The sequence below is a fragment of the Sphaerisporangium album genome, from assembly GCF_003323745.1.
In the GTDB taxonomy this organism is placed as follows: domain Bacteria; phylum Actinomycetota; class Actinomycetes; order Streptosporangiales; family Streptosporangiaceae; genus Sphaerisporangium; species Sphaerisporangium album.
The window spans coordinates 60837-85124 of record NZ_QOIL01000016.1; the positions used below are offsets into that span (position 1 = coordinate 60837).

Genomic DNA, 24288 nt, shown 5'->3' on the forward strand with positions numbered 1-24288 from the left:
GTGCGGACCGGAAAACGGCGTGGCGGGGCCCGGAGACGCTCAGGCGCCGTGGGGCACCCGGGCAGCGGCTCGGCTCCTGTGCCGCGCGGCCGCCAGGCGGGCTTCCTCCTCGGCTGAGGCGGGGATGGGCTCTGCCAGCCATGGCCGGATCGAGTTCCCCATGGCGGCCACGAAACGCCGTCCTGTTCCGGTGAGCGCTCCAGAGCCGGCGAGGGTCTCGACGGCCTCCGCCGTCTGTGTACGCCAGCGGGCGAACTGGACGCTCGCCCTCTCGGCCGCAGGACCGTCGTCGGCCTGGCGGCGCACCCGCCAGAAGTCGGTGACCGCGATGTGGGCGTACGTGCCCTGAAGAAGCCCCTCGATCGGGCGTGGGTCGTCCCGCCAGGGGGCATAGTAGAGGGTGGTGTCGTCCTGATCGTACAAGTCCACCATGTCCAGCAGCGCCCCCAGCTTGACGTGCTGGAATTCGTGGATGAGCAGCAGGGCGAGCGTCGCGGCGTCCGCGGGCGGGGCCACGGCGACCGCGCCGAACGCGTCGCGTGCGGTCGAACTGACCTCGGAGCCGTCGGCGGCGGGCTTGAGGGGCATGACGGCCCGCAGCCCCGCGGCCAGGCCGGCGGCATAAGCGGAGTGATCACGGGTGATCAACGCCCAGGCGTCCGAGAACAGCGTGGACCAGCGCTCCACCTCTTGATCGTTCAGCCTCTGGGTGGCCGGCCACTGATGGCAGTCCCGGTAGAGATCGACATCCTCCAGAGCCACCGTGAGGCCGTTCACGGACAGGTGGCGTACCGGTGACCATTCGCCGGGACCGCCCGGCTCGTCCAGCCTGACCTCATGGTGGAGCCCATCGGCGTGGACGCGGAACCCGCCCGCCTCGGTCTCGACCGTCGCGCCGGAGACGGCGCCGACCCGCAGCAGCCCGAGCCCGGGCAGATGGAGCGCACCGTCGCGCACAGGCAGTCGCACCGAGGCCTCGACCCCGGCATGAAGCGCGGCGGTCGCCGCGATGGACGCGAGGTGCCCGTCGTCGGCGGTTCCCCTGAGACACTTCACCGCCCACACGCGCACGTACGGATGGCCCAGCACCGTGTCGAGCGCTGCCGGTGTTTCCCGGTCGATCTCGGTGAGCAGCCGCCAGGCCTCCATCGACGGGGAGGCATTGCCGATCGCGGCCAGCAAAGCGCGCCGCACGCTTCGCTGCCCGGCCTCCAGATGGGCGATCGCCTCGACCCCGCCGTACCCCGCCGCGAGTGCCGCGACGTCCGCCGCCGGGAGTGTGTGAGCGGTTCGGTCCATGGTGGTGACGGCCTTCTGGACGTGGGTGATCAATTTCATGAGATCGGCGCAGTAGACGCTCGGGTTGGCGAATCCGGTGCCGGTGCGATAGCGGTGCGCGTAGAGGCCGCCGCCGCATGTACTCACCACAGGACAGGACCGGCATTCGGCGCACAGCCCGGCGAGACCGGTTTGGCGGCCGTGGATGCCCGGATGCAGGCCGACCGTGTCCAGCGAGTGGTCACTGACGTTGAAGCCCGTGGCGGGCGCGCCGTCATAGGAGGTTTTTAGGGAGTCGGCCTGCTCGTAGGTGCCTTCGGTCTCGATCACGACGAGGTCGCTCGGCTCCAGGCCCAGCGACTCGGTGAGGCTGGTCTCGGAACCGATGGTCCGGAGCGCGGACTCGAAGAGCCGTACCTTCATCATCCGGCCGTCGGCCAGCCACCGGTCGAAGATCCGAACGAGCCAGTCGCCATAGGCCCCGGGGGGACCGGGGGGCGGGGCGTCCCACGTGGCATGGGGCAGCAGGAAGTCCACCCGCGGGGGGTGCAGTGCGGCGAGCGCCTCGTAGACGGCCAGAGGGTCGTTGGCGACGTCGATGGTGCAGAGCAGGCCGGCGTACAGCTCGGGACCGCGCCGTCGCACGAGATCGATGGCGCGCAGGACCTTGTCGTAACTGCTGCGGCCGTCGGCGTACAGGCGGTGCCGGTCGTTCGCGACGCGGTCGCCGTCGAGGGATATGCCGATCTTGACCCCGTGTGCGGCGAAGAGGTCGCAGAACGCCTCATCGAGTAGGACGCCATTGGTGTGAATACGCAGGTCCAGCGCGCAGACTCCGTCGAGGGCGCGGATCAGCTCGCGCGAGATCCGCTCCAGCCGGTGACGGCCGGCCAGAAGAGGTTCCCCGCCGTGCAGCACCACCGTGACGCCCGGCAGGCCGTGACGCTTCGCGTGGTCGGCGATTCTGCTCGCCGACCACGCGATGGTCTCGTCGGACATGACCTTCGGACGGGCTCGCCAGCTTTGGTCGGCGTGTTCGTACACATAGCAGTGGTCGCACGCGAGGTCACATCGGCTGGCGACCTTGAGGACGAACTGCCGGAACGGAACGGCGGGCCCGGCCACGGAAATGCTAGATCGAGGACTGGAAGGCGGCGACGGTCACCTGCTTGGCCGGGGACTCGGGAAGGATGCGCTTCAGCAGCCCCGCGTCGGCCAGAGAACCCACCCGTGAAAGGGGCATATCGCGCAGGTCCACTAGATCTGTTGAGATTCCGGACTCGGCACCCTCAGATATGTTGTTCATGGTTCCATCCAAATTAGCCCGGAACCCCAGGGTAGGCTGGGGCGATCGGTAACCGGCCGATTACAATGGGTATCACTAGTCTCGCAAACCATCCCCGCCCAGGATCCCAAGGCGAGCCCCCAATATTGGATTGTAGCGGTTAAGTTGCGACCCCTTGCCGGGTGTATAGGGGTAGATAGTGTCAGGTCTCGCCCTTTTCCTCCATTGATGTCCATCGGTGCGGTGAATTCTGATGGTAGGCCGGTTTGGTGGCAATCGCGTGCGATGTCCTTTATTGCCGAAATAGCACTATTGTTCGAGTGGATGCTCCGGCCCGTGCTGCTCGGGTGAGACCTTCTGTGTCGTGCGGCGATATCGGTGGGGCTTGATTCTAGCGGTGAGCCTCCAAACGATCGCGGTGTCGGGGCGGCCCTGGAAACCGCGACGGTAGTCGGAAACGGTTGGGAAGGTAGCTTTTCTGTATCGGCGGAGATCGGGTTGGTCGCCGTTCTTGACACGAATCGTCTCAGCGGTTCCAGTGAATGGATATGGGCAGCCACCCGGAGGCGGATTTCCCGGCGCTCTACCGTGCGGCCGATCGAGGGGCGATTGTCGGGCAGCGCAGGCTTCTCGCCGCCACGGGCGTACGTCTCGCATCCCTCGTCCTCGCCGCGATCTTCGGCTCTTTCAGCCTCGACACCGGGCGCCTGGACGCGGCGGCCATGGTGGCCGCCTGCGCTCTCGCGTCCGCGCTGGTCAGTGAGGTGTACCTCCTGACCATGCGCCCCGACCGCCAGTGGTACGAGGCGCGGGCGGCGGCTGAGTCGGCCAAGACGCTCGCCTGGCGTTATCTCGTCGGGGGTGAGCCGTTCGGGCACGGGCCGGGCGACGACGCGGTGGACCTGCTGCTGTCGCGCAGGTACTCCGAGATCATCAACGGGATCAAGGGCTTCGCCCTGGTTCCTCTGCCGGAGGAGGGTTCCCAGGTCACAGCCATGATGCGCGAGATCAGGGCACTGCCGCTTGAGGAGCGCAAGCACCGTTACCTGACGGGCCGGATCAACGACCAGCGCGCCTGGTACGGCCGCAAGGCCAGGCACCACGACCACCGGTCCGGACAGTGGTCGATCGCGCTGGCGGTGATGGAGGCCGTCGGATTGATCGCGGCCGTCCTCAACGCCGTTCAGGCTATAAATCTGGATTTGCCGGGAATTGTGGGAGCAATGGCCGCGGCCGGTATCGCCTGGCTCCAGACGCGGCAACACCAGCAGCTCGCCACCTCGTATTCGATCGCCGCGATGGAGCTCGGCGATATCGTCTCGCGGGTGGAATGGCCGCGCACCGAGGGCGAGTGGGCGCATTTCGTCGACGAGTCGGAGGAGGCCATTTCACGGGAGCACATGCTGTGGTGGGGGTCGCGGAGCTGAGCGGGCCGATCGAGGCGGCGCCCGGCGGCGGGGCTCGGTGAGACGTCGTGCGCGTACCTGACGGGGGGTGACAGGTATGGGGGGCAGAGTGGCGGTATGACGACGAAAGCAGCGTTCATCGCGGTGACCCTGGACTGTGCCGAGCCCAAGGTGCTGGCGGACTTCTACTCGAAGATCACGGGGTACGAGAGCCTGTACGCCGACGGCGATTACGCCTACATCGGGGACGGCACGCACTCGATCGGGTTCCAGCGGGTCGACGACCGGGTGCCCGCCTCGTGGCCGGGGCCGGCGAAGCAGTTCCATCTCGACTTCCGGGTGCCGGACGTCGACAAGGCCGTCCAGGAGTACGTCGAGCTGGGAGCCGCCAAGCCGGAGTTCCAGCCAGGGCAGGGCTGGGTCGTCCTCGCCGACCCGGAGGGGCATCTGTTCTGCGTGTGCCCGGAACGGTCCTGAGTCAGTCGTCCGGGCCGGTCAGGCGGGCGCGGCGGAGGAACTGGGCGTTGACGGCGACGACGATGGTGGACAGGCTCATCAGGATCGCGCCGACGGCGGGGGACAGGGTGATGCCCACGGGGGCGAGGACGCCGGCCGCCAGGGGGATCGCGACGAGGTTGTAGCCGGTCGCCCAGGCGAGGTTCTGCAGCATCTTGCGGTACGCCGCGCGGGACAGGCGGATCACGGCGACGACCGCGCGCGGGTCGTCCCGGGCGAGGACGACCCCCGCCGACTCGATCGCCACGTCGGTGCCGGCGCCGATCGCGATGCCGACGTCCGCCCTGGCCAGCGCGGGGGCGTCGTTCACGCCGTCGCCGACCATGGCCACGCGCAGGCCGCGCGCCTGGAGCTCGGCGACCTTGGCCTCCTTGTCCTCGGGCAGGACCTCGGCGAAGTACTCGTCCACGCCGAGCTCGGCGGCGACGGCCCGCGCCACCTGCTCGGCGTCGCCCGTGATCATGATGACGCGCTTGCCCTCGCGGTGCAGCGCCCGGACGGCCTCGCGGGACTCGGGCCGGACGGCGTCCTCCAGGGCGATGGCCCCGGCGACCCGGCCGTCCACCACGACGTACAGCACGGTCGCGCCGCGCTCACGCCATTCCTCCACGCTTTCGCGGCGCGGCTCGCCGGGGCCTTCCCCGCGGCCCTCGTGAAGGCGTTCCCCGCCGGGCCCGTGGGCGTCGTCGTGGAGTTCTTCGAGGCCGAGTTCGCGGAGCAGGGCGGGGCCGCCGACGGCGACGGTGTGGCCGTCCACGGTGGCCTGGACGCCGCGGCCCGTGCGGGAGCGGAAGTCCTTGGCGGCGGGCAGGGGGCCGCGGGCGCGGGCCGCGGCGACGACGGCGCGGGCCAGGGGGTGTTCGCTCTCGCTCTCGGCGGCCCCCGCCAGGCGCAGCAGGGCGCCGGTGTCGCCGTCCACGGCCACGACGCCGCTGACCTCGGGCTCGCCCTTGGTCAGCGTGCCCGTCTTGTCGAACAGGACGGCGTCCACGGTGCGCATGCCTTCCAGGGCGGTGCGGTCCTTGACCAGGATGCCGTTCCTGGCGCTCACCGCCGTCGAGATCGCGATCACGAGGGGGATGGCCAGGCCCAGCGCGTGGGGGCAGGCGATCACCAGGACGGTCACCGTCCGCTCGACCGCCTCGCCGGGGTCTCCGGCGATCAGCCAGGCGGCGAACGTGAGCACGCCCGCGGCCGTCGCGACGTAGAAGAGCAGGGCCGCGGCGCGGTCGGCCAGCGCCTGGGCCCGCGAACGTGAGGCCTGCGCCTGTTCGACCAGGCGGCGGATGCCCGCGAGCGCGGTGTCCTCGCCGACCGCGTCCACCTTGACGCGGACGGCCGAGTCGAGGGCGACGGTCCCGGCGACCACGCGGTCGCCGGACGACTTCGGCACCGGACGCGACTCGCCGGTCAGCATCGACTCGTCGAACTCGGCCTCGCCGTCGAGGATCACCCCGTCGGCCGGTACCCGCGAACCCGGACGTACCAGCACGATCTCACCGGGCCGCAGCGCGCTGACGGGGACGAGCTCCGTGCCGTCGTCGACGACGCGCTCGGCCTCGTCGGGGAGCAGCGCCGCGAGGGCGTCCAGGGCGTTGGACGCCTGGCCGAGCGCGCGCATCTCCAGCCAGTGCCCGAGCAGCATGATGTCGATCAGCAGCGCCAGTTCCCACCAGAAATCGAGCCCGAAGAAGCCCAGGGCCGTGGCGGCGCTCGCGCCGAAGGCGACGGTGATGGCGAGCGAGATCAGCAGCATCATCCCCGGCGCCCGGCTCCGGATCTCCTCTACGGCGCCCGTCAGGAAGGGACGGCCGCCGTAGAGGAACACCGCCGTGCCGAGGACGGGCGCCACGAGCTGGGAGCCCGGGAAGGACGGCGGCGTGAACCCGAGCCACATCTGCACCATGTGGCTGTAGAGGATGACGGGGATCGAGAGGACGACGCTGATCCAGAGCCGATCCCGGAACTGGGCGGCATGGTCGCCGTGTCCAGCATGGCCGGTATGTCCATCGTGTGGACCGGCGGCACTGTGGTCGTTGTGTCCCATATGTCCACTATGGGGGCGGCTGTCGTCGGCGTCATGGCGACCGTGCGGTGCGTGGCCCGGGTCGCCGGCGGTGCCGGCGGGATGGGGGGAGGCCCCGGCGTGTGCCGCGGGCCCGGTGTGGTCGTCTCGCATGGCCGCTCCCTTGTCGCATACCCCGGTAGGGTACCTCCAGAACGACTCGCGTCGCTCCCCCATTCCCCCCGCAAGGGAAGAAGTCCGGTTCCGTCAGGCCGCCACGGCCTGGCGGCACGACGCCGAACGTAATTCGGCATAGCGGTCGTGGGGATTAGGGACCGAGGTACCCAATTTGTCCTTAAGCTGACGGGGTGCTCCCACTGATGCCCTCAGACGTGCTTCCCTCTGCCCACGGGGAACCCCGCCCAGGCGGTCGCCCGTGATGTGGCTGGGCGTCTCGATCGCGCTGGTCGGCGCGCTCGGGTACGCCGGGGGCGCGGCGATCCAGCAGTACGAGGCGGTCCGCGGGGGGGCCACGCTCAAGCTGGTCAAACGGCCGCGCTGGTGGATCGGCGGCGCCATCGGCTTCGTCGGCGCCGCCCTGCACGCGCTCGCGCTGAGCTTCGCGCCGCTGGTGCTGATCCAGCCGGTCAGCGTGACCACGCTCGTCTTCGCCGTCCCGCTGGCGGCGGTGCTGCACGGCAGGCGTCCTCACCGGGCCGAGGTGCTCGGCTCGGTCGCCGTGTCCGTCGGCCTTTTAGGCATCATGCTGCTGATCCCGCAGAGCCACACGCGCCCGGAGCTCTCCACGCCCGGAGCGCTGTCCTTCCTGGGCTGCGTGGGCGTGGTCGTGGCGGCGTGCGAGCTGTTCGCCCGGCGCGCCCGGGGCACCGCCAAGGCGCTGCTGTCGGCGATCGGCGCGGGGGTGGTGACGGCGGCGGTGTCCACGTTCGTCCGGGTCGTGGGCGGAACGTTCGACGGCGATCTGTCCCACCTGTTCCACTGGTTCACGCTGGCGATCCCCGTGCTCCTGGTGTGCGCGATCGTCCTGTTGCAGCGGTCCTACGCCGTCGGCCATTTCAGCGTGGCGTACGCCGGGGTGCAGGTCGTCGACCCCGTGACGTCCGTGCTGGCGGGCGTGATCCTGCTCGGGGAGCCGGTGCCGACCGATCCGGGGAGCATCATCCCCGCGCTGGTCTCGGCCGCCGTCCTCATCGGCGGGACGATCACGCTCGGCCGCCTCAGCCCCGACCTCACCTGCGCGCCGCCGATCGACGCCCCCGTCCCGGTCAGGACGCGGGCGGCCGCCAGGTGAACACGTCCTCGAACTGACGCAGGGCGTTCCTCTCGCCGAGGCGCCCGGCGAGGGCCATGGCCGTCTCCCTGGCCCGGACGGCGAGGGGGTTCGACCAGAGGGTCAGGCGGCAGATCGCCCGCGACCTACGCATGATCTTCGTCGTGCGCGCGAGCCTGGCGGCGGTGTAGGGCCTCAGGTCCACGGATGACGCCCGGCCCGTGACGTGGGCGAGGACGACCGCGTCCTCGATCGCCTGGCACGCGCCCTGGCCGAGGTTCGGGGTCATGGCGTGCGCCGCGTCGCCGAGCAGGGCCACCCGCCCCGCGTGGAGGGCGGGCAGGGGCGAGGGCAGGCAGTAGAGGTCGCGTTCGAGGATCTGGTCCTCCCGTGCCGCGTCGAGCAGCGCGGGGATCGGGTCGTGCCACGTCCCGAAGAGCCGGGTCAGCTTCCGCCTCGGCCCGCCGCCGCCGGCGCCCGCCCGTCCCGCCGGCGCGGTGGCGTAGCAGTAGACCAGGTCGTCCACCAGCGGCATGACGCCGAAGACCTGGCCAGGACCCCAGGTCTCGCTGCCGCGCACGTCCCCCTCGGGGCGCGCGACGACGGCCCGCCAGCTCGTCGCGCCCACGTGGACCGGCCCCGGGTGGCCGGGGAAGAGGGCGTGGCGCACGGCCGAGTTGACGCCGTCGGCGGCCACGACCAGGTCGGCCTCAAGGTCTCCGGCGCTCGTGGTGACGCGTCCCGTGCGCGGGTCGGCCGCGTGGACGGTCGTGCCGAGGCGCAGCGCGTCCGAGGGGAGCGCGCTCGCGAGCAGGTCGACCAGGGTGGCGCGCAGGAGGAGGACGGTGGGGTCGCCGAACCGGGCCGTCGCGGCCTCGGCGGTGGTCCTGAGCAGCCAGCGGCCGTCCGGCGTGCGCAGCCCGGCCTCGCCCTGCATGGCGGCGAGCGCGCGGACCTTGTCGCCCACGCCGATCGTGTCCAGCCCTTTGAGGGCGTTGGGGGCGATGGCGATGCCCGAGCCGACCGGTTCCAGGGACGGGGCTCGCTCGCAGACCGTGACGGACCATCCCTTCCGGGACAGGGCGGCCGCGGCGGTCAGGCCGCCGATGCCGCCGCCGATGATCACCGCGTGGGACATGGCCCCTCCTTGACTACACCTGTAGTTACTACGGATGTGGTCAGGCTACTACGCCTGTAGTCTGGTCCCGTGCGCAGGGAGGAAGTCGTCGCAGAGGCTGCCATAACGCTGCTGGTCGAGAGGGGGATGCGCGGCCTGACCCACCGCGCCGTGGACGAGGCCGCCGGGCTGCCGCTGGGGTCGACGTCCAATCTGGCGCGCACCCGGGCGGCGCTGCTCGCGCTCACGCTGGCCCACCTCACCGAGCTGGAGGAGCGCCAGTTCGTCCTGCCGCTCGCCGCGGATCCGTCTTCCCGGGCCGCCGGCGCGCCCGGCGGCGCCGAGTCGTCTCCGTGGCCGGACGCCCCCGGCGGCCATCCGGGGATGCCCGCCGGGCCGGAGGAGCTCGCCGCGCTGATGGCCTGGCTGCTGCACACCCAGCTCACGGCCGGCCGCCGCACCACGCTGGCCCGCTACGAGCTCGCCCTGGAGGCCACGCGCCGCCCGGAGCTGCGCGAGGTGTACGACCGGGCGGGGCGGCGCTTCCGGGAGCTGGCCGTCGCGGTGCTCACCGCCGCCGGCTCGCCGGACCCGGTCCGGCACGGCCGGCAGCTCGTCGCGTACGGCGAAGGGGTGATCTTCGACGCGGTGGCGGGCGCCGGGGGGACGCCCGCGCTCGCGGACCTGCGGGCCGGCATGCGGGAGGTCCTGCGCGGCATGCTCGGCCCACGACCCCGCTGAGGCCCTGCCGTCAGGCCGCGTCCCTTGGGAACCGGCCTGGTCAGAGGCCTGGCATCTCCTCCAGGCCGCGTCTGGTCAGAGGCCCAGTATCTCCTCCAGGCGGCGCCTGGCCGGGGGCCACTCGTCGTCCAGGATGCCGAAGTAGACCGTGTCGCGCCACGTCCCGTCCGGGCGCGGGCGGTGCCGCCGCAGGGTGCCCTCGTAGACGCCGCCGATGCGGCGGATCGCGTCCTGTGAACGGGTGTTGAGGCAGTCCGTCTTGAGCAGGACCCGGTTGTGGCCGAGCACCTCGAAGGCGTGGGCGAGCAGCATCAGCTTGCACTCGGTGTTGACGGCGGTCCGCCAGTGCGCCCTGCCGTACCACGTCCAGCCGATCTCCAGGCTGTGGTCGAACCCGGGCACGTCGTGGTAGGTCGTCCAGCCGATCGCGCGGCCGGTCTCGCGCAGGACGACCGCGAACGGGACGACGCCGGGGTTCTCCAGAAGGCTCAGCGCGACCTGCCGCAGTCGCTCCTCGGTGCGCGGCGTGGCCACGGGCATCCAGCGCCACACCTCGTCGTCCCCGCCGCCGGAGACGAACAGGTCGGGGACGTGTTCGAGGCCGAGGGGGACGAGCCGTACGGTGCGGCCTTCCATGACGAGGGGGCCGGGCATCTTCGCGGTCATGCGCAGAAGTGTCGTGGCGCGGGTGGCCTGGGGAACAGGGCCACTAATGGGTGGTTGCGGGTGACCACTTCGCTGGGTACGCGGGGGTGCGGGGGAGCCGGTCGACACACATACCGGCCGGTCGGTACGCTTCGAGGACCGGCACGATTGAGGAGCGCGATGCCCGCGAACATCGAGACGAGCCCGCCGGGCCTGGACCTCGACCGCCTCAAGGACCACCTCGCCTCGCACGGCCTGTCCGGGGGCCCGCTCGCGGCCGAGGTCATCCACGGGGGCAAGTCCAACCTGACCTACCTCGTGCGCGACGGCGACCGCCGCTTCGTCGTGCGGCGCCCGCCGCTCGGGCACGTGCTCGCCACGGCGCACGACATGGGCCGCGAGTTCCGCGTGATGACCGCGCTGCGCGACACCGGCGTGCCCGTGCCGCGCACCTACCACCTGTGCGACGACCCCGAGGTCGTCGGCGCCCCGTTCTACGTCATGGAGTACGTCGACGGCGGGCAGCCGCCGGTGACGCCCGCCATCGAGGCCGAGCTGGCGGCCGTCCTCGCCCGGCTGCACGAGGTGGACCCCTCCGGGGTCGGGCTGGCCGACTTCGGACGGCCGGACGGCTTCCTGGAGCGCCAGGTCCGGCGGTGGAAGCGCCAGCTCGACGCCTCGCGCAGCCGCGAGCTGCCCGGCATCGACCGCCTGTACGCCCTGCTGGCCGACGACATGCCCGTCACGCAGCGCCACGCGATCGTCCACGGCGACTTCAAGCTGGGCAACACCCTCATCGCCGGCGGCCGGGTGCGCGCCGTGCTGGACTGGGAGATGTCCACGCTCGGCGACCCGCTCACCGATCTCGCGCTCTTCCTCCTCTACGCCGACTTCGAGGCGCTCGACATCGGCGAGGGCGGGGCTGCCGGGGAGGCGGGCGAGCACATGCCGTCCGGCGAGCTGGCCGGGACGTACGCGCGCGGCACCGGCCTCGACCTGTCCCGCCTCGGCTGGTACGTCGGCCTGGCCTGCTTCAAGCTCGCGGTGATCGCCGAGGGCATCCACTTCCGATACACGCGGGGCCTGACCGTCGGGGAGGGGTTCGAGGAGGTCGGCGGGCACGTCGCGCCGCTCGTGGCCCACGGGCTGCGCGCGCTGGAGTCCCAGGAGGGCTGATGGATTTCGCGTTCGACACCACCACCGAGGAGCTCCGCGAGCGGCTGTCCGCCTTCATGGACGAGTGCGTGTACCCGGCGGAGGAGGCGTTCGAGCGGCAGGCCGCCGAGAGCGGCTGGAGCTCCCCGCCGATGATGGAGGACCTCAAGCAGGAGGCACGCCGGCGCGGCCTGTGGAACCTGTTCCTGCCCGGAGAGCACGGCGCGGGCCTGACGAACCTCCAGTACGCTCCGCTGGCCGAGATCATGGGCCGCAGCCCGCGCATCGCGCCCACCGCCACCAACTGCGCCGCGCCGGACACCGGCAACATGGAAGTGCTGGCGATGTTCGGCAGCGAGTGGCAGCGCAAGACGTGGCTGGAGCCGCTGCTGAACGGCGAGATCCGCTCGGCGTTCGCGATGACCGAGCCGGACGTCGCGTCCTCCGACGCCACGAACATCTCCACGTCGATCGTGCGCGACGGCGGCGAGTACGTCATCAATGGACGCAAGTGGTTCGCCTCCGGGGCGATGAACCCGCGCTGCGCCGTCTTCATCGTCATGGGCAAGACCTCCCAGGAGGGGTCGCCGCACCGGCAGCAGAGCATGGTGCTGGTGCCGCGCGACACGCCGGGGCTGACCGTCCGGCGGGGCATGAGCGTGTTCGGGTACACCGACGCCGACCACGGCGGGCACGCCGAGCTGCTGTTCGAGGACGTCCGCGTCCCGGTGGACAACCTCATCGGCGAGGAGGGCGGCGGGTTCGGCATCGCGCAGGCGCGGCTCGGCCCCGGGCGCATCCACCACTGCATGCGGCTGATCGGCATGGCCGAGCGGGCGATCGAGCTGATGTGCGCGCGCGCCCTGTCGCGCACGACGTTCGGGACGCCGGTGGCCCGGCAGGGCGTCGTCCAGGACTGGATCGCCGAGTCCCGGGTGCGCGTCGAGCAGCTGCGCCTGCTGGTGCTCAAGACCGCCTGGCTGATGGACACGGTGGGCAACCGGGGCGCGCACACCGAGATCCAGGCCATCAAGATCGCCACCCCGCGTGAGGTGGAGTGGATCCTCGACAAGGCGATCCAGGTGCACGGCGCCGGGGGCGTCAGCCAGGACTTCCCGCTGGCGGGCCTGTGGGCGGGAGCCCGCTCGCTGCGGCTGGCGGACGGGCCGGACGAGGTGCACAAGCGGTCCCTGGCGTACCGGGAGCTCAAGAAGCACATGCCCGCCGAGTGAGGAGGGCCGGGGTCGTGTCCGAGCGATTTGGAGGCAAATTTCGTGACAGTCGATGAGGCGGGCCTCGCCGAGCGCGCCCGCGCGTTCCTCGCCGCCCAGGACCCGGAGGCCCTGCCCCCGGCCGAGTTCCTCGGGGCGCGCTTCGACGCGGGCCTCGCCTGGGTGCACTTCCCCGAAGGGCTCGGCGGCCTCGGCCTGCCCCGTGAGTGGCAGTCCGCCGTCGACCGCGAGCTCGCCGGCACCCCGCAGCAGGACTACGGCAAGCTGGCCATCGGCCTCGGCATGGCGGCGCCCACCATCCTCGTCTTCGGCACCGACGAGCAGAAGAAGCGCTTCCTGCGCCCGCTGTGGACCGGCGAGGAGATCTGGTGCCAGCTCTTCAGCGAGCCCGGCGCCGGGTCCGACCTCGCCACCCTGGCCACCCGTGCGGTGCGCGATGGGGACGAATGGGTGGTGGACGGGCAGAAGGTGTGGACGTCGGGCGCCCACCACGCCCGCTGGGCCATCCTCGTCGCCCGCACCGACCCGGACGTGCCCAAACACCAGGGCCTGACGTACTTCGTCTGCGACATGCACGCGCCCGGCGTCGAAGTGCGCCCCCTGCGCCAGATCACCGGCGAGGCCGAGTTCAACGAGGTCTTCCTCACCGGCGTGCGGCTCCCCGACACGCTCAGGCTGGGGGCCGTCGGCGACGGCTGGCGCGTCGCCCAGACCACGCTGATGAACGAGCGCGTCGCCATCGGCGGCTCGCCGGTGCGGCGCGGCGGGGGCATGGTCGGCGCGGTCCTGCAGACCTGGCGCGAGCGGCCGGAGGTCCGCACCCACGCGCTGCACCAGCGCCTGCTCGGCCTGTGGGTCGAGGCGGAGGTCACCCGCCTGGCGGGGGCGCGGCTGCGCGAACAGCTCGCCGCCGGAGCCCCCGGGCCCGAAGGGTCGGGCATGAAGCTCGCGTTCGCCCGGCTCAACCAGGAGCTTTCCGGCCTCGACGTCGAGATGCGCCGCGAGGAGGGGCTGGCGTACGACGACTGGACGTTCCGGCGCTCGGAGTCCGTCGACTTCTTCGGCCGCGGTCCCGGCTACCGCTACCTGCGCGCCAAGGGCAACTCGATCGAGGGCGCACGTCCGAGATCCTCCGCACGATCATCGCCGAGCGGGTGCTGGGCCTGCCCGCCGAACCCCGCGCCGACAAGAACGTCCCGTGGAAGGACCTGCCGAGATGACCTTGCTGTACTCCGAGGTCGAGGAGGAACTGCGGGCCGCGGTGCGCGGCCTGCTGGCCGACAGGTACCCGCCCGCCACGGTGCTCGCCAGGGCCGAGACCGCCTCGCCGTACGACGCCGCCCTGTGGAAGTCGCTGGCCCGGGACATCGGCGCGGCCGGGCTGCTGATCCCCGAGCAGTACGGCGGCGCGGGCGCCTCCGCCCGGGAGGCCGCCGTCGTGCTGGAGGAGCTCGGGCGCGCGGTCACGCCCGTGCCGTTCCTGACCAGCTCCGTCATGGCGACGCGCGCCCTGCTCGCCGCCCGGTCGGACGCGGCGGAGGAGCTTCTCGCCGCGCTCGCCTCGGGGGACGCCACGGCCGCGCCGGCGGTGTCCTTCGCCCTCCCTCCGTACGCGGTGCCCTTCCACGCGCCCGAAGGGGTGGGGGCGCTGTGGCCGGTGCGGGCCATGGGCGGCGTGCTGAGCGGGCGAGTCCCGGCCGTCGCGGGCGCCGAGACCGCCGACGTGCTTCTCGTCCCGGCGGGACGGACGCTGTACGCGGTCGCCGCCGCAGACGTCCGGGTGGAGCCGGTCGTGTCGCTCGACCTGACCCGCCCGATCGCCACCGTGACGCTGGAGGGCGCCCCCGCCACGCCCGTCTCCGCCGGTCTCGCGCCGCTGCGCGCCGCGCTGGAACTCGGCGCGGGGCTGCTGGCCTCCGAGCAACTCGGGGTGGCCGAATGGTGCCTTTCGACGACGGTCGCCTACGTCAAGGAGCGGCACCAGTTCGCCCGCCCCATCGGCTCGTTCCAGGCGCTCAAGCACCGGCTCGCCGACCTGTGGACGCAGATCGTGCAGGCGCGCGCGGCCGCCCGCAACGCCGCGGACGCGCTGGCCACCGCCATGGAACGCTCGGACGACCGCGCCGCCGCGGACGAGGCGACGACGGCGGTCGCGGTCGCGCAGGCGTGGTGCGGGACGGTCGCGGTGCGCGCGGCCGAGGAGTGCGTGCAGATGCACGGCGGCCTCGGCATGACCTGGGAGCATCCCGTGCACCTCTACCTCAAGCGCGCGAAGGCGGACGAGATCGCGCTCGGCACGCCGGGCGACCACCGCGACGCCCTGGCCGCCCTCGCCGGCATCCCTGCGCCGCCCGGCTCCTGACGGCCTGTCGACGAGGAGCGGTTCACGAGGGACGTGCGCGTGTGCGGATCCCGGGTCAGCCCGACGCCGGCCCGGGACCGTCGACCGGGCGCAGCGAGGTGAGCAGCAGCCCGGCGAAGTGGCGCCCGATGTCCACCCCCGACAGCGGCCCCTCGGCGTGGTACCACAGCCCCAGGTGGTGGACGGAGCCGAAGAAGAAGTCGACCACCAGGTCGGCGGGCACGTCGTCGCGGAAGACCCGGGTGCGCTGCCCCTCGGCCACCAGGTCGCGGAACCGCTCGTGGTAGCGGCGGCGCTCGGCCCGCACGGCCTGCTGCGTCTCGGGCGCGAGCTGGTGCATCGAGCGGAAGAAGATCTTGGAGTCGTCGAGGTTCTCGATGGTGGTCGCGATGACGTCCACGGCGGCGTCGTACACGCGCGTGGCGACCGGCCCCGGCGCGTCCGCGAACCGGTCGAGGCGTTCGGTCTGCATGCGCAGCACGCGGGCGTAGATCTCGCGCAGCAGGTCATCCTTCGACCCGAAATAGTGGTACATCGCGCCCTTGGTGACCCCGGCGGCCGCCACGATCTCCTGCACCGACGTGCCCTCGAACCCCTTGTCGGCGAACAGCCGCGTCGCCGCCCCGAGCAGCCGCTGGCGCACGGGCTCGTCCTTCTCCCGGGGCGTTCCCGCCGCCGAGCCGTTCATCTCGCAGGCCTCCCTGAATGTCGGTCCGCCCTCAGCGTACCGACTGGTCGGTCGGCTGGCTGTGACATTCGTCTCCCGAGTGCCCAGGAATGCCTCCTGACGGACATTCCACACGTCCTCGCTGTGGCGTCGGTGGCGTACTTACATAACCTTTTGACAGGTTGGAGCCCCGGGTTGGGTATCCATCAAACGTAATCCGACTGAGCCCGAAATCGTGGGGGTTTCAGGTGCCCAATGGGTCCATCTACGTGCCGCAGGACGACAAGTTCAAATGGGGCTCACCATCGGTGATGTACGAGCTCCGCTGGCGCGAGACCAGGTCAGAACGCCGCCGTAGGCGTCACATCATGGCCGGAGCCGGTTTCGTCCTCATCACCGCGCTCGCGTTCTACCGGTCCTTCCCGGTCCCCTTCCTCATCGGCGTCCTCGGCGGCGGAGCCGTGTGGGGCGTCGACGCCTTCATCTCCTGGCGGATGTTCGAGGCCACCGCCGTCTGGCGCGGCAAACGGAGCGGCGCCGTCCGCACCGGCAGGCTCCTGCGCCGCGGGCTCGGCAAGCACGGGTACCGCGTCCTCGACGGCCGCGCCGTGCCGGGCAAGGCGTCCATCGACCACCTCGTCATCGGGCCGGGCGGCGTCTGGATCGTCGACAACGAGGCATGGCCCCCCGACACGCACATCGCGGCGTACGGCGGCAAGCTGTTCTTCGGCGAGCGGTCCGGCGCGTCGGTGTCCAAACCGCTCGTCGAGGCCGCCGCGTCCATGGGCGAGCTGCTCTCGAAGGAGTCGGGCATACCCGTCGACATCTCGCCGCTGCTCGTCGTCCACGGCGGTCGCGTGACCGGACCCGCGGTGAGCGCCGAAGGGCTCACACTGTTCCTCCCCCGCAAGGCCTCCAAGTGGATCCTCGGCGACGCGCACGCCGAGCTGACCGACGAGCAGGTGGAGGTCCTGGCCCGCACGGCCGCGCGCATCCTGCGCCGCATGGTCTGACCCGCGCCCGGGACGCGTGCTCTGACCCGCGCGCGCCCGGGTCGCGTGCTCTCGCCGCGCGGCCCGGGCGCTGCGAGGGATGTTTCCAGCGCGTCCTCACCGAGGCTGGCTATATTTGTGCCCGGCGACGAGATCGTCGTGCTTGATTCCGCGCCGTGCCTCGCTCGGTCCCGTCTCGCGGCGCACACGCCGGGGATCGGATGAGTGAAAGGCAGGCACACGCACATGGAGCCGACGAGGCCGGGCACACAGGCTGATTCCGAGTACGTCCAGTTGCTGGCGCCGGACGGCACGTTGCGCCACCACCCGGACTACGAGCTGAGCCTCACCCCGGCCGAGGTCACGGCCCTCTACCGCGACCTCGTGCTCGTCCGCCGCTTCGACAAGGAGGCGGTCGCCCTGCAACGCCAGGGGCAGCTCGGCCTCTGGGCCTCCTGCCTCGGCCAGGAGGCCGCCCAGATCGGGTCGGGCCGGGCGCTCACCGACGCCGACATGGCCTTCCCCACCTACCGCGAGCACGGCGTGGCCTGGTGCCGCGGCGTCGACCCGGTGGACCTGCTCGGCATGTTCCGCGGTGTCAACCACGGCGGCTGGGACCCCGCCGAGCACAACTTCCACCTGTACACGATCGTCATCGGCAGCCAGACCCTGCACGGTGTGGGGTACGCGATGGGCATCCAGCGCGACGCCGCGGAGGCGGCCGTCCTCGCCTACCTCGGGGACGGCGCCACCTCGCAGGGGGACGTGAACGAGGCGTTCGTGTGGGCGGGGGCGTTCAACGCGCCGGTGGTGTTCTTCTGCCAGAACAACCAGTGGGCGATCTCGGCGCCGATGGAGCGGCAGTCGCGCATCCCGCTGCACCGCCGCGCGGACGGTTTCGGATTCCCCGGCGTCCGGGTGGACGGCAACGACGTGTTCGCCTGCCTCGCCGTGACGCGCAAGGCCCTGGCCGCCGCCCGCTCCGGCGCCGGCCCCATGCTCATCGAGGCGTACACCTACCGCATGGGCGCCCACACCACCTCCGACGACCCGACCCGCTACCGCCTGCGCGAGGAACTGGAGACCTGGAGGTCGCGCGACCCCCTCGCCCGGGTCAGGGCGTACCTCATGGCCAACGACCTCGCCGACGAACAGTTCTTCCACGAGATCGACGCCGAGGCCGACGACCTCGGCCGGGACGTCCGCAAGCGCTGCCTGGAGATGCCCGACCCGGACCCGATGGCCATGTTCGACCACGTCTACGTCGACCACCACCGCCTCGTCGAGGAGGAACGCCTCCAGTACGCCGCGTATCTGGAAGGGTTCGGTGACTCTTCGGAGTGATTCCGGTCATGGCCGCGGCCGCCGGGCGGTCCCTCACAGGTCTTCGATGAACGCCGCGAGCTGGGTCAGGTTGCGGCATTCGATCATCTCGACCACGCCGCCGTACGGCGTCGCCACCGAGTCGCCCGTGTCCCACTGGGCGCGCGGCTCGGGGTTCAGCCAGTACGCGTGCCGAGCCTCGCCCGCCAGGCGCTTCAGGGTGGCGAGGGCGGGGGGCTGGTAGTTCGAGCGGGCGTCGCCGAGGATCAGCAGGGACGTCTTCGGGCCGATCGCGTCGCCGTACTTCTCGGCGAACCGCTCGAACGCGCGCCCGTAGTCGCTGCGGCCGAACCGCGTGATGTCGGCCTCCCGGGTCATCCGCGTGATCGCGTCCACCACGTCGGCGCCGGGCGCGAAGAAGCGGGTGATCTCGTCGACCGTGTCCACGAAAGCGAACGCGCGCACCTTGGCGAACTGCTCGCGCAGCGCGTACGTCAGCAGCAGCGTGAAGTGGGAGAACGCCGACACCGAGTCGCTGGCGTCGCACAGGACCACGAGCTCCGGCTTGTGGGGGCGCCGCGGGCGCATGGGGGTCGCCAGCGGGACGCCGCCCGTGCCGAGCGACGCCCGGACCGTGCGCCTGAAATCCAGCCTGCCCCTTCTGCCCAGCTTGTGCTTCATCGTGAGCCGGGTGGCCAGGCGGCGCGCCAGCGGGTACACCTCGCGGCGCAACGCGGCCAGATCGGCCTTGGTGACCCTGAGGAAGTCCACCTGGTCGGGAGGCGGCTTCACGGCGGCGCGGGCGATCTTCTCGATGCCGGAGTCCTCGGCGATCCTCCTGCGCACGTCCGAGGCCACGGCGTCCTCGAACGCGGCGAGGCCGTCCTCCAGGCGGCGCCGGGCGACCTTCTCGGCCATCCCGCCGCGCTCCTGGCCGCCCAGGACGTCGCCCAGCATGCCGGCCATGAGCGTGCCGGGGGACAGGGCGCGCAGCACCGAGTAGGAGAACCACGCCTGGCGCCCCGGACCGGCGGGCTGGCGGCCGAACCGCTCGACCATCGCGCGGACGAACCTGGTGAACTCCGGATCACCGGCCGCGGCGGCGCCGTCAACGACGAAACCGGCCAGCCGCCGCCTCAGCTCGGGCACATCGGCGCTCGCGGCGTCCGGTCCGTCCTCGCGCGGCGGGACGGCGGAGGCGGCGCCGGTCACGGGCGGGAACCACAGGTCGAACAGCGCGTCGAAGGCCGGCCGGTGCGCGGGACGCTTGACCAGCGTGGCCGCGTACGCCTCACGCAGCGTCTCGCGCTCGGCGAGGTCGACGACGCCGATGGCCCGCGCCGCGTCCAGCCCCTCGGCCACCGACACGGGCATCCCGGCCGCCCGCAACGCCCGGACGAACGCGGCGTGCCGCTCAAGCAACCCCACCCGGCCACCTCCTTCTGGAACCGTCGACCCCGGGGACCTTCGGACTCGCGGACGGTCGAACCAGGGACGGCCGGACCGGTCGCGTCAGCCGGCGGCCAGTCCGAGTTCCTTGGCCGCGCGGGCCTGGTCGGACGCGTGCTTGAGCACCACGCCGAGCGTGCCGGCGGTCGTACGCTCGTCCAGGTCGGCGCTGCCGAGCGCGAGCAGCGTGCGCGCCCAGTCGACGGTCTCGGCGATCGACGGCGACTTCTTCAGCTCCAGCGCCCGCAGCGCGGCCACCGTACGGGCCAGCTTCTCCGCCAGGGCGGCCTCGATGCCCGGCACCTGGGCGAGCACGATGTCCCGCTCGCGCTCCGGTGAGGGGTAGTCCAGGTGCAGGTAGAGGCAGCGCCTCTTCAACGCCTCCGACAGCTCCCGCGTCGCGTTCGACGTCAGCACGACGTACGGCCTGGTCACGGCCGTGATCGTGCCCAGCTCGGGGATCGTCACCTGGTAGTCGGAAAGGATCTCCAGCAGCAGGCCCTCGACCTCGACGTCCGCCTTGTCGATCTCGTCGATCAGCAGCACGGTCGGCTCCGCCCGGCGGATGGCCCGCAGCAGCGGCCGCTCCAGCAGGAACTCCTCGCTGAAGATGTCGTCGTGCGTCTCGTCCCACCCCTGTCCGCCGGACGCCTGAATCCGCAGGAGCTGCTTCTTGTAGTTCCACTCGTACAGCGCCCGCGCCTCGTCGAGCCCCTCGTAGCACTGCAGGCGGATCAGCTCGGCGCCGGTCACCGCCGCGACGGCCTTGGCGAGCTGCGTCTTCCCCACCCCTGCGGGCCCCTCGGCGAGCAACGGCTTGCCCAGCGCCGCCGCGAGGAAGACGGGCGTCGCGACGCCGTCCCCGGCGAGGTAGCCCACTCCGGCGAGCCGCTCCCTGGCCTCGGCGGGCGAGCTGAACCACGACGCCATCGGCACTCCCGTCCTCGACCCGAACGATGTTCTAGCCTAACCCGCCCGATGCGTACGATGACGCCCACAGGGTGCGCTAATCTTGTCCTGCTTCCAGCGCCGCTAGCTCAGTTGGTTAGAGCAGCTGACTCTTAATCAGCGGGTCCGGGGTTCGAGTCCCTGGCGGCGCACTCAGGATCTCTGGGCAGCCTCCATGATGTGAGGCTGCCCAGAGATGGTCCGCCCCTGCTGGAGCCTTTCGGCCCGAGGGGTCAGGCGCGGAAGCCGCCGTAGCCGCCGCGGAAGAAGACCAGAGGTCCGCCGTCGTCGTTGACGTCGAGGTGCCGCACCTTCGCGACGACGATCATGTGGTCACCTGCCAGGTGTTCGCCGTCGATCGAGCAGTCGATCCAGGCCAGGGTGCCGTCGATGATCGGGTTGCCGCCGGGGGAGCTGGACCATTCGATTCCGGCGAACTTGTCCCCGCCCTTGCCGGCCAGTTGCCGGCACACCCCTTGGTGGTGCTCGGCGAGCACGTTGATGGTCAGGGTTTCGGCGTGCCGGATTCGAGGCCAGCTGGTGCTGGTGTGCGCGACGCAGAAGGCGACCAGGGGCGGGTCCAGCGACACGGAGGTGAACGAGTTGGCGGCCAGGCCGCAGGGCTCGCCGGTGCCCGGTTCGAGCGCCGTGATCGCCACCACACCGGTGGGCAGTCTGCCGAGCACCGACCGAAGCCGCTGCCTGTCCACATGCCCGTCGCCGTACGGGTGGCCCGTGGACATGCCGGCCCCATCGAGCCTTCCGCCCGGCAAACCCACACCCACACTTTGGCTCATCGAGCGCATCATCGCCTCAGCTCTCAAAGGGGTGGGCGCAGCGCCCTGCCGCATCGGCGCGTCACTGCTTGGGCACCTCGCAACCGCTTCGGCCGACCGGCGTCGAGGCCGGCTCTGACCGTCTTCACTCCAAGGCTCTGCGCGATCCGCCTTGGTTCGTGAAATGTCAGGCATGCGTACAACGCCCGTCTGCCGGGGCCGTCCTCGCCGGGCAGCCCGACCTCGTACACCTCCAGCTCGTCCCGGTAGGTCAGAAGGGTGACGGCTCCCTCCGCGGCTCCCTCTTCACCGCCGGCGGTGGCGTGCACGACGGACACGCTCACCTCGTCGCACTCGTCCCACTGATCCATCCGATAGCGGACGAGCGCCGGGTGGTCGACCATGCCCATGCGCTTGTTGTGCTCCGCGATCAGCGCGCACGCGGTGCCGCGGTACTCCTGCCACGGCACCGTTTCCGCCTTGATCTGATGCTCGGCGATCTGGCGCTCGCCGTGGCGGATCGTCTGCCGTACGTTGCGGGGGACGTCGGCGAGCGAGCCGAGAACGATCTCCTCCGGGTACACGAAGTCGTCGTACTCGACCAGCCACTCCATCGGACCGAAGATCGCCTCGGCGAGCCGTTGCTGCCGTTCGTCGAGATAGCCGAGGAACAGTTCGCGTCCGTCAAGCTCGGAGATCGACGCACACCCGTCGAGCACCGAGCGGAACACCTCCGGCTCGTCCACGCACCGCAGGCTGCCCCGGATCTCCAGGCGCCCGCCGACCAGGGCGCTCTTGGCCTGGATCGGTGACTCGTCAAGCCCCCACTCCTTGGGCGAGTGGATCTGGTCCGACCACTCGGTGCCGAGCCCCAGGAAGACGGGCACCGCCGCGCACAGCCGTGAACCGTCCCGCACGATGACGTAGCGCGGCTCCCAGCGGGGATCGTCCGAGTGCTGGACCAGCCTGCCGCGGCACCCAAGGGCCCCTACGTTCGCGTCGAGTTCGTAGAGCTCGTCGGCCCCCACGTCCCCGAGATCGTCCGCCACCACCACCGAAAGCGCCATCGCTACCCCGCCCGATACTCGAGTGCGGTCACCGACCAGCTGAAACCGGCGCCACTGGTCGCCAGCAACACCAGATCCCCGGTGTCCAGCGCACCCCCGTCCCACAACCGGCGCAGTGCGATCAGCGTGTCGGAGCACCCCATGTGGCCGAGCTCCGAGTGGTTGTAGACGCTGCGTTCCGGTGGCAGATCCAGTGTCGTCAGGAGGCGGTCCTGGATGTTCTTGTCGTTCTGGTTGATGAGCAGGAAGCGCACGTCGTCCTGCTTCCTGCCGATCTCGTCGAGCGTGTCCCCGACGAGCGTGACGAAGTTGTTCACGTATGTGTCGGAGAGTCCTTTCCGGTGCCCACGCCGGCGGGTGTAGACGCCCGTGTCGTGGTAGTCGCCGATGAAGTAGTCGCACCACTGCGGGTCGGTCCGGGCCGACGAGCCGAGGTACGCGAACGAGTGGTGTGAACCGCCCACGAGCACGGCGGACGCCGCGTCTCCGAAGTTGAACAGGCCTTTGGAGTCGGGGTCGCGGCGGTCCACCGCGTGGGCGAACCGTTCGGCCGCGACCACCAGGACGCGCTCGTCGGAGCCGGGGGTGAGCCCGTCGACGGCGATGCGCATCCCGACGGTCAGCGCGTTGCAGAAGTTGGTGACCTCGAAACAGTGCGCCCGGGTGATGCCCAGCTCGTCGGCCACCTTGGCGGCGGGCGACCAGGCGGGGGCGTCCCAGTAGCCGGCTCCCGCGTAGATCACCCGGCTGATCGATCCGGGATCGGTCCCCGTGCGGTCGAGGGTGGTGGCGGCGGCGTCGACCGCCAGCTCCCACGCCTGCTCGTCCGGTCCCAGCACGGGGAACTCCTGGCAGTGCGTGATCTCCAGGATCTCGGGTATCGAGACGCCGGACCACTCGTGCATCTGCTGGACCGTCATCCGGCCCTGGGGGAACGCGACCTCGAAGTCGACGAGCCCGCCCCGTGACATGGTCATCGGCTCTCGCCGCCGGTCTGGGACGCCTGCCGCAGCCGGTCCAGCCTGGTCAGCCCCGACAGCACCGAATCCGCCGGCAGGCCGAAGTCGATGAGGCACGCCACCTCGTCCACTCCGGCGGCGCGGAACTGCTCGATGACGCCCTGCGCCTTGGACACGGTGCCCAGCAGGCCGTGGTCGTAGTAGCGGTCGAAGGCCTGCCCCACCAGGAACTCGGTGTCCTCGGCCGACAACCGGGAGAGGTCCACCTTGCGCCGCCCGTCCAGCTGGGACGCCGTCAGCAGCCCCAGCGAGCTTCGCATGTACTCCGACAGGGGCGGACGGACCATCTCGCGGGCCGTGTCCTCGTCGTCGTCCAGGTAGGTGTGGATCATCAGCGCGACATGCCCCGGCCACTCGTCGGCGTCCGGACGGTCGATGAGCGCCTTCCGGTACTCGGCGATCTTCATGGCGAGGGTGTCGAGATCCTGGTCGAGCAGGTGGGTGAGCACACCGGCGCCCAGCCGGCCGGCCTGGCGGAAGGTCTCCACCCCGCCCGCGCTCGTCACCCAGATCGGCAGGTCGCGCTGGATCGGCTGGGGATAGATCCGCACGTCCACCGGCTCGCCCACACCGTTCGTCACCGTCAGGGCGTCACCCCGCCAGAGGCTCCGCACCGTCTCGACGTACTCCCCGAGCAGCCGCTTACGGTCGGCATAGTTCTCCGGCCTGAGCGAGTAGTCGTTGGCGTGCCAGCCGGACGCGAAAGAAATGCCAACCCGTCCGCCGGAGATGTTGTCGACGACCGCCCACTCCTCGGCGATCCTGAGCGGATGGTGCAGTGGCGCGACGACGCTGCCCGCGCGGATCCCGACCCGGTTCGTGACGGCGGCGATGGCGGCGCTCGTCACGGAGGGGTTGGGGTACAGCCCGCCGAACGGATGGAAGTGACGCTCGGGGGTCCACACCGCGCTGAATCCATGGGTGTCGGCGAATTGGGCGCCCTCCAGGAGGAGCCTGTACCTGCCCTCACCCGGGGTGCTGTCGTCGGCGAAATAGAAAAGACTGAAATCCATC

Annotated in this window: 20 protein-coding genes, 1 tRNA gene and 1 pseudogene; 11 read left to right on the forward strand and 11 right to left on the reverse strand. The window is 71.3% G+C overall.

Annotated elements, in window-relative coordinates; all coding sequences use genetic code 11:
- Nucleotides 1–39: 39 nt before the first annotated feature.
- Nucleotides 40–2403, reverse strand: a complete 2364-nt coding sequence (locus DQ384_RS43115; RefSeq protein ID WP_181871426.1) for an FxsB family cyclophane-forming radical SAM/SPASM peptide maturase — start codon at nt 2401–2403, stop codon at nt 40–42.
- A gap of 708 nt (nt 2404–3111) precedes the next feature.
- On the opposite strand from DQ384_RS43115, the gene DQ384_RS26445 reads away from it, so the two are divergent.
- Nucleotides 3112–3990, forward strand: coding sequence for a DUF4231 domain-containing protein (locus tag DQ384_RS26445; RefSeq protein WP_181871427.1), 879 nt, complete (start codon nt 3112–3114; stop codon nt 3988–3990).
- A 96-nt stretch (nt 3991–4086) separates the two neighbouring features.
- Nucleotides 4087–4446, forward strand: coding sequence for a VOC family protein (locus DQ384_RS26450; RefSeq protein WP_114031599.1), 360 nt, complete (start codon nt 4087–4089; stop codon nt 4444–4446).
- A gap of 1 nt (nt 4447) precedes the next feature.
- Here the strand turns inward: DQ384_RS26450 and DQ384_RS26455 are convergent, their stop codons facing one another.
- Nucleotides 4448–6532 carry a heavy metal translocating P-type ATPase gene (locus DQ384_RS26455; RefSeq protein ID WP_245966789.1) on the reverse strand — a complete coding sequence of 695 codons (2085 nt, stop codon included), beginning with the start codon at nt 6530–6532 and terminating at the stop codon, nt 4448–4450.
- Nucleotides 6533–6929: 397 nt separating this feature from the next.
- Between DQ384_RS26455 and DQ384_RS26460 the strand changes: the two genes are divergently transcribed.
- The gene (locus DQ384_RS26460; protein ID WP_245966815.1) at nt 6930–7802 is read left to right on the forward strand and encodes a DMT family transporter; all 873 of its coding nucleotides are present in this window, start codon (nt 6930–6932) and stop codon (nt 7800–7802) included.
- Here the strand turns inward: DQ384_RS26460 and DQ384_RS26465 are convergent.
- Complete coding sequence (locus tag DQ384_RS26465; RefSeq protein ID WP_114031602.1) at nt 7777–8919, reverse strand: FAD-dependent oxidoreductase; 1143 nt, start codon at nt 8917–8919, stop codon at nt 7777–7779. The genes DQ384_RS26460 and DQ384_RS26465 overlap by 26 nt on opposite strands.
- A 69-nt stretch (nt 8920–8988) precedes the next feature.
- On the opposite strand from DQ384_RS26465, the gene DQ384_RS26470 reads away from it, so the two are divergent.
- A complete protein-coding gene (locus DQ384_RS26470) occupies nt 8989–9639 on the forward strand; it encodes a TetR/AcrR family transcriptional regulator (RefSeq protein ID WP_114031603.1) in 651 nt (216 codons plus the stop codon).
- Nucleotides 9640–9714: 75 nt separating this feature from the next.
- Here DQ384_RS26470 and DQ384_RS26475 read toward each other — a convergent pair whose 3' ends face one another.
- Complete coding sequence (locus DQ384_RS26475; RefSeq protein WP_114031604.1) at nt 9715–10305, reverse strand: GNAT family N-acetyltransferase; 591 nt, start codon at nt 10303–10305, stop codon at nt 9715–9717.
- A 159-nt stretch (nt 10306–10464) separates the two neighbouring features.
- Between DQ384_RS26475 and DQ384_RS26480 the strand changes: the two genes are divergently transcribed.
- The 4 genes and pseudogenes from DQ384_RS26480 to DQ384_RS26495 all read left to right on the forward strand — a co-directional run bounded on the left by DQ384_RS26480 (nt 10465) and on the right by DQ384_RS26495 (nt 15033).
- Nucleotides 10465–11460 carry a phosphotransferase family protein gene (locus tag DQ384_RS26480; protein ID WP_114031605.1) on the forward strand — a complete coding sequence of 332 codons (996 nt, stop codon included), beginning with the start codon at nt 10465–10467 and terminating at the stop codon, nt 11458–11460.
- Nucleotides 11460–12671, forward strand: a complete 1212-nt coding sequence (locus DQ384_RS26485) for an acyl-CoA dehydrogenase family protein (protein WP_114031606.1) — start codon at nt 11460–11462, stop codon at nt 12669–12671. Before DQ384_RS26480 ends, DQ384_RS26485 begins: the two co-directional genes overlap by 1 nt.
- A 42-nt stretch (nt 12672–12713) precedes the next feature.
- Nucleotides 12714–13891, forward strand: a pseudogene (locus DQ384_RS26490) (acyl-CoA dehydrogenase family protein).
- Nucleotides 13888–15033: an acyl-CoA dehydrogenase family protein gene (locus tag DQ384_RS26495; protein WP_114031607.1), complete on the forward strand. Its 1146-nt coding sequence runs from the start codon at nt 13888–13890 to the stop codon at nt 15031–15033. The pseudogene DQ384_RS26490 and the gene DQ384_RS26495 overlap by 4 nt, the downstream one beginning before the upstream one ends.
- A gap of 55 nt (nt 15034–15088) precedes the next feature.
- Here the strand turns inward: DQ384_RS26495 and DQ384_RS26500 are convergent, their stop codons facing one another.
- Complete coding sequence (locus DQ384_RS26500) at nt 15089–15721, reverse strand: TetR/AcrR family transcriptional regulator (RefSeq protein WP_114031608.1); 633 nt, start codon at nt 15719–15721, stop codon at nt 15089–15091.
- A gap of 227 nt (nt 15722–15948) precedes the next feature.
- Between DQ384_RS26500 and DQ384_RS26505 the strand changes: the two genes are divergently transcribed.
- Together DQ384_RS26505 and pdhA are read left to right on the forward strand one after the other, a co-directional pair.
- On the forward strand, nt 15949–16713 hold the full coding sequence (locus DQ384_RS26505; protein WP_114031609.1) for a nuclease-related domain-containing protein: 765 nt from the start codon (nt 15949–15951) through the stop codon (nt 16711–16713).
- A 225-nt stretch (nt 16714–16938) separates the two neighbouring features.
- Nucleotides 16939–18036, forward strand: a complete 1098-nt coding sequence (gene pdhA / locus DQ384_RS26510; RefSeq protein ID WP_114031610.1) for a pyruvate dehydrogenase (acetyl-transferring) E1 component subunit alpha — start codon at nt 16939–16941, stop codon at nt 18034–18036.
- Nucleotides 18037–18069: 33 nt separating this feature from the next.
- Here pdhA and DQ384_RS26515 read toward each other — a convergent pair whose 3' ends face one another.
- Nucleotides 18070–19443: a vWA domain-containing protein gene (locus DQ384_RS26515; RefSeq protein WP_114031611.1), complete on the reverse strand. Its 1374-nt coding sequence runs from the start codon at nt 19441–19443 to the stop codon at nt 18070–18072.
- An 84-nt stretch (nt 19444–19527) separates the two neighbouring features.
- On the reverse strand, nt 19528–20394 hold the full coding sequence (locus tag DQ384_RS26520) for an AAA family ATPase (RefSeq protein ID WP_114031612.1): 867 nt from the start codon (nt 20392–20394) through the stop codon (nt 19528–19530).
- A 96-nt stretch (nt 20395–20490) separates the two neighbouring features.
- Here DQ384_RS26520 and DQ384_RS26525 point away from each other — a divergent pair.
- Nucleotides 20491–20564 (forward strand) — tRNA-Lys (locus DQ384_RS26525).
- Between the two features lie 81 nt (nt 20565–20645).
- Here DQ384_RS26525 and DQ384_RS26530 read toward each other — a convergent pair.
- From DQ384_RS26530 to DQ384_RS26545, 4 genes are all read right to left on the reverse strand, one after another.
- Nucleotides 20646–21155, reverse strand: a complete 510-nt coding sequence (locus tag DQ384_RS26530) for a flavin reductase family protein (RefSeq protein WP_114031613.1) — start codon at nt 21153–21155, stop codon at nt 20646–20648.
- 77 nt (nt 21156–21232) lie between these two features.
- Nucleotides 21233–22255 carry a hypothetical protein gene (locus DQ384_RS26535; protein WP_114031614.1) on the reverse strand — a complete coding sequence of 341 codons (1023 nt, stop codon included), beginning with the start codon at nt 22253–22255 and terminating at the stop codon, nt 21233–21235.
- Nucleotides 22256–22257: 2 nt separating this feature from the next.
- Entirely contained in the window at nt 22258–23232 is a 975-nt protein-coding gene (locus tag DQ384_RS26540; RefSeq protein ID WP_114031615.1) for a 3-oxoacyl-ACP synthase III family protein, read from the reverse strand.
- Nucleotides 23229–24287, reverse strand: a complete 1059-nt coding sequence (locus DQ384_RS26545; protein ID WP_114031616.1) for a MupA/Atu3671 family FMN-dependent luciferase-like monooxygenase — start codon at nt 24285–24287, stop codon at nt 23229–23231. Before DQ384_RS26545 ends, DQ384_RS26540 begins: the two co-directional genes overlap by 4 nt.
- Between the last annotated feature and the right edge of the window lies 1 nt (nt 24288).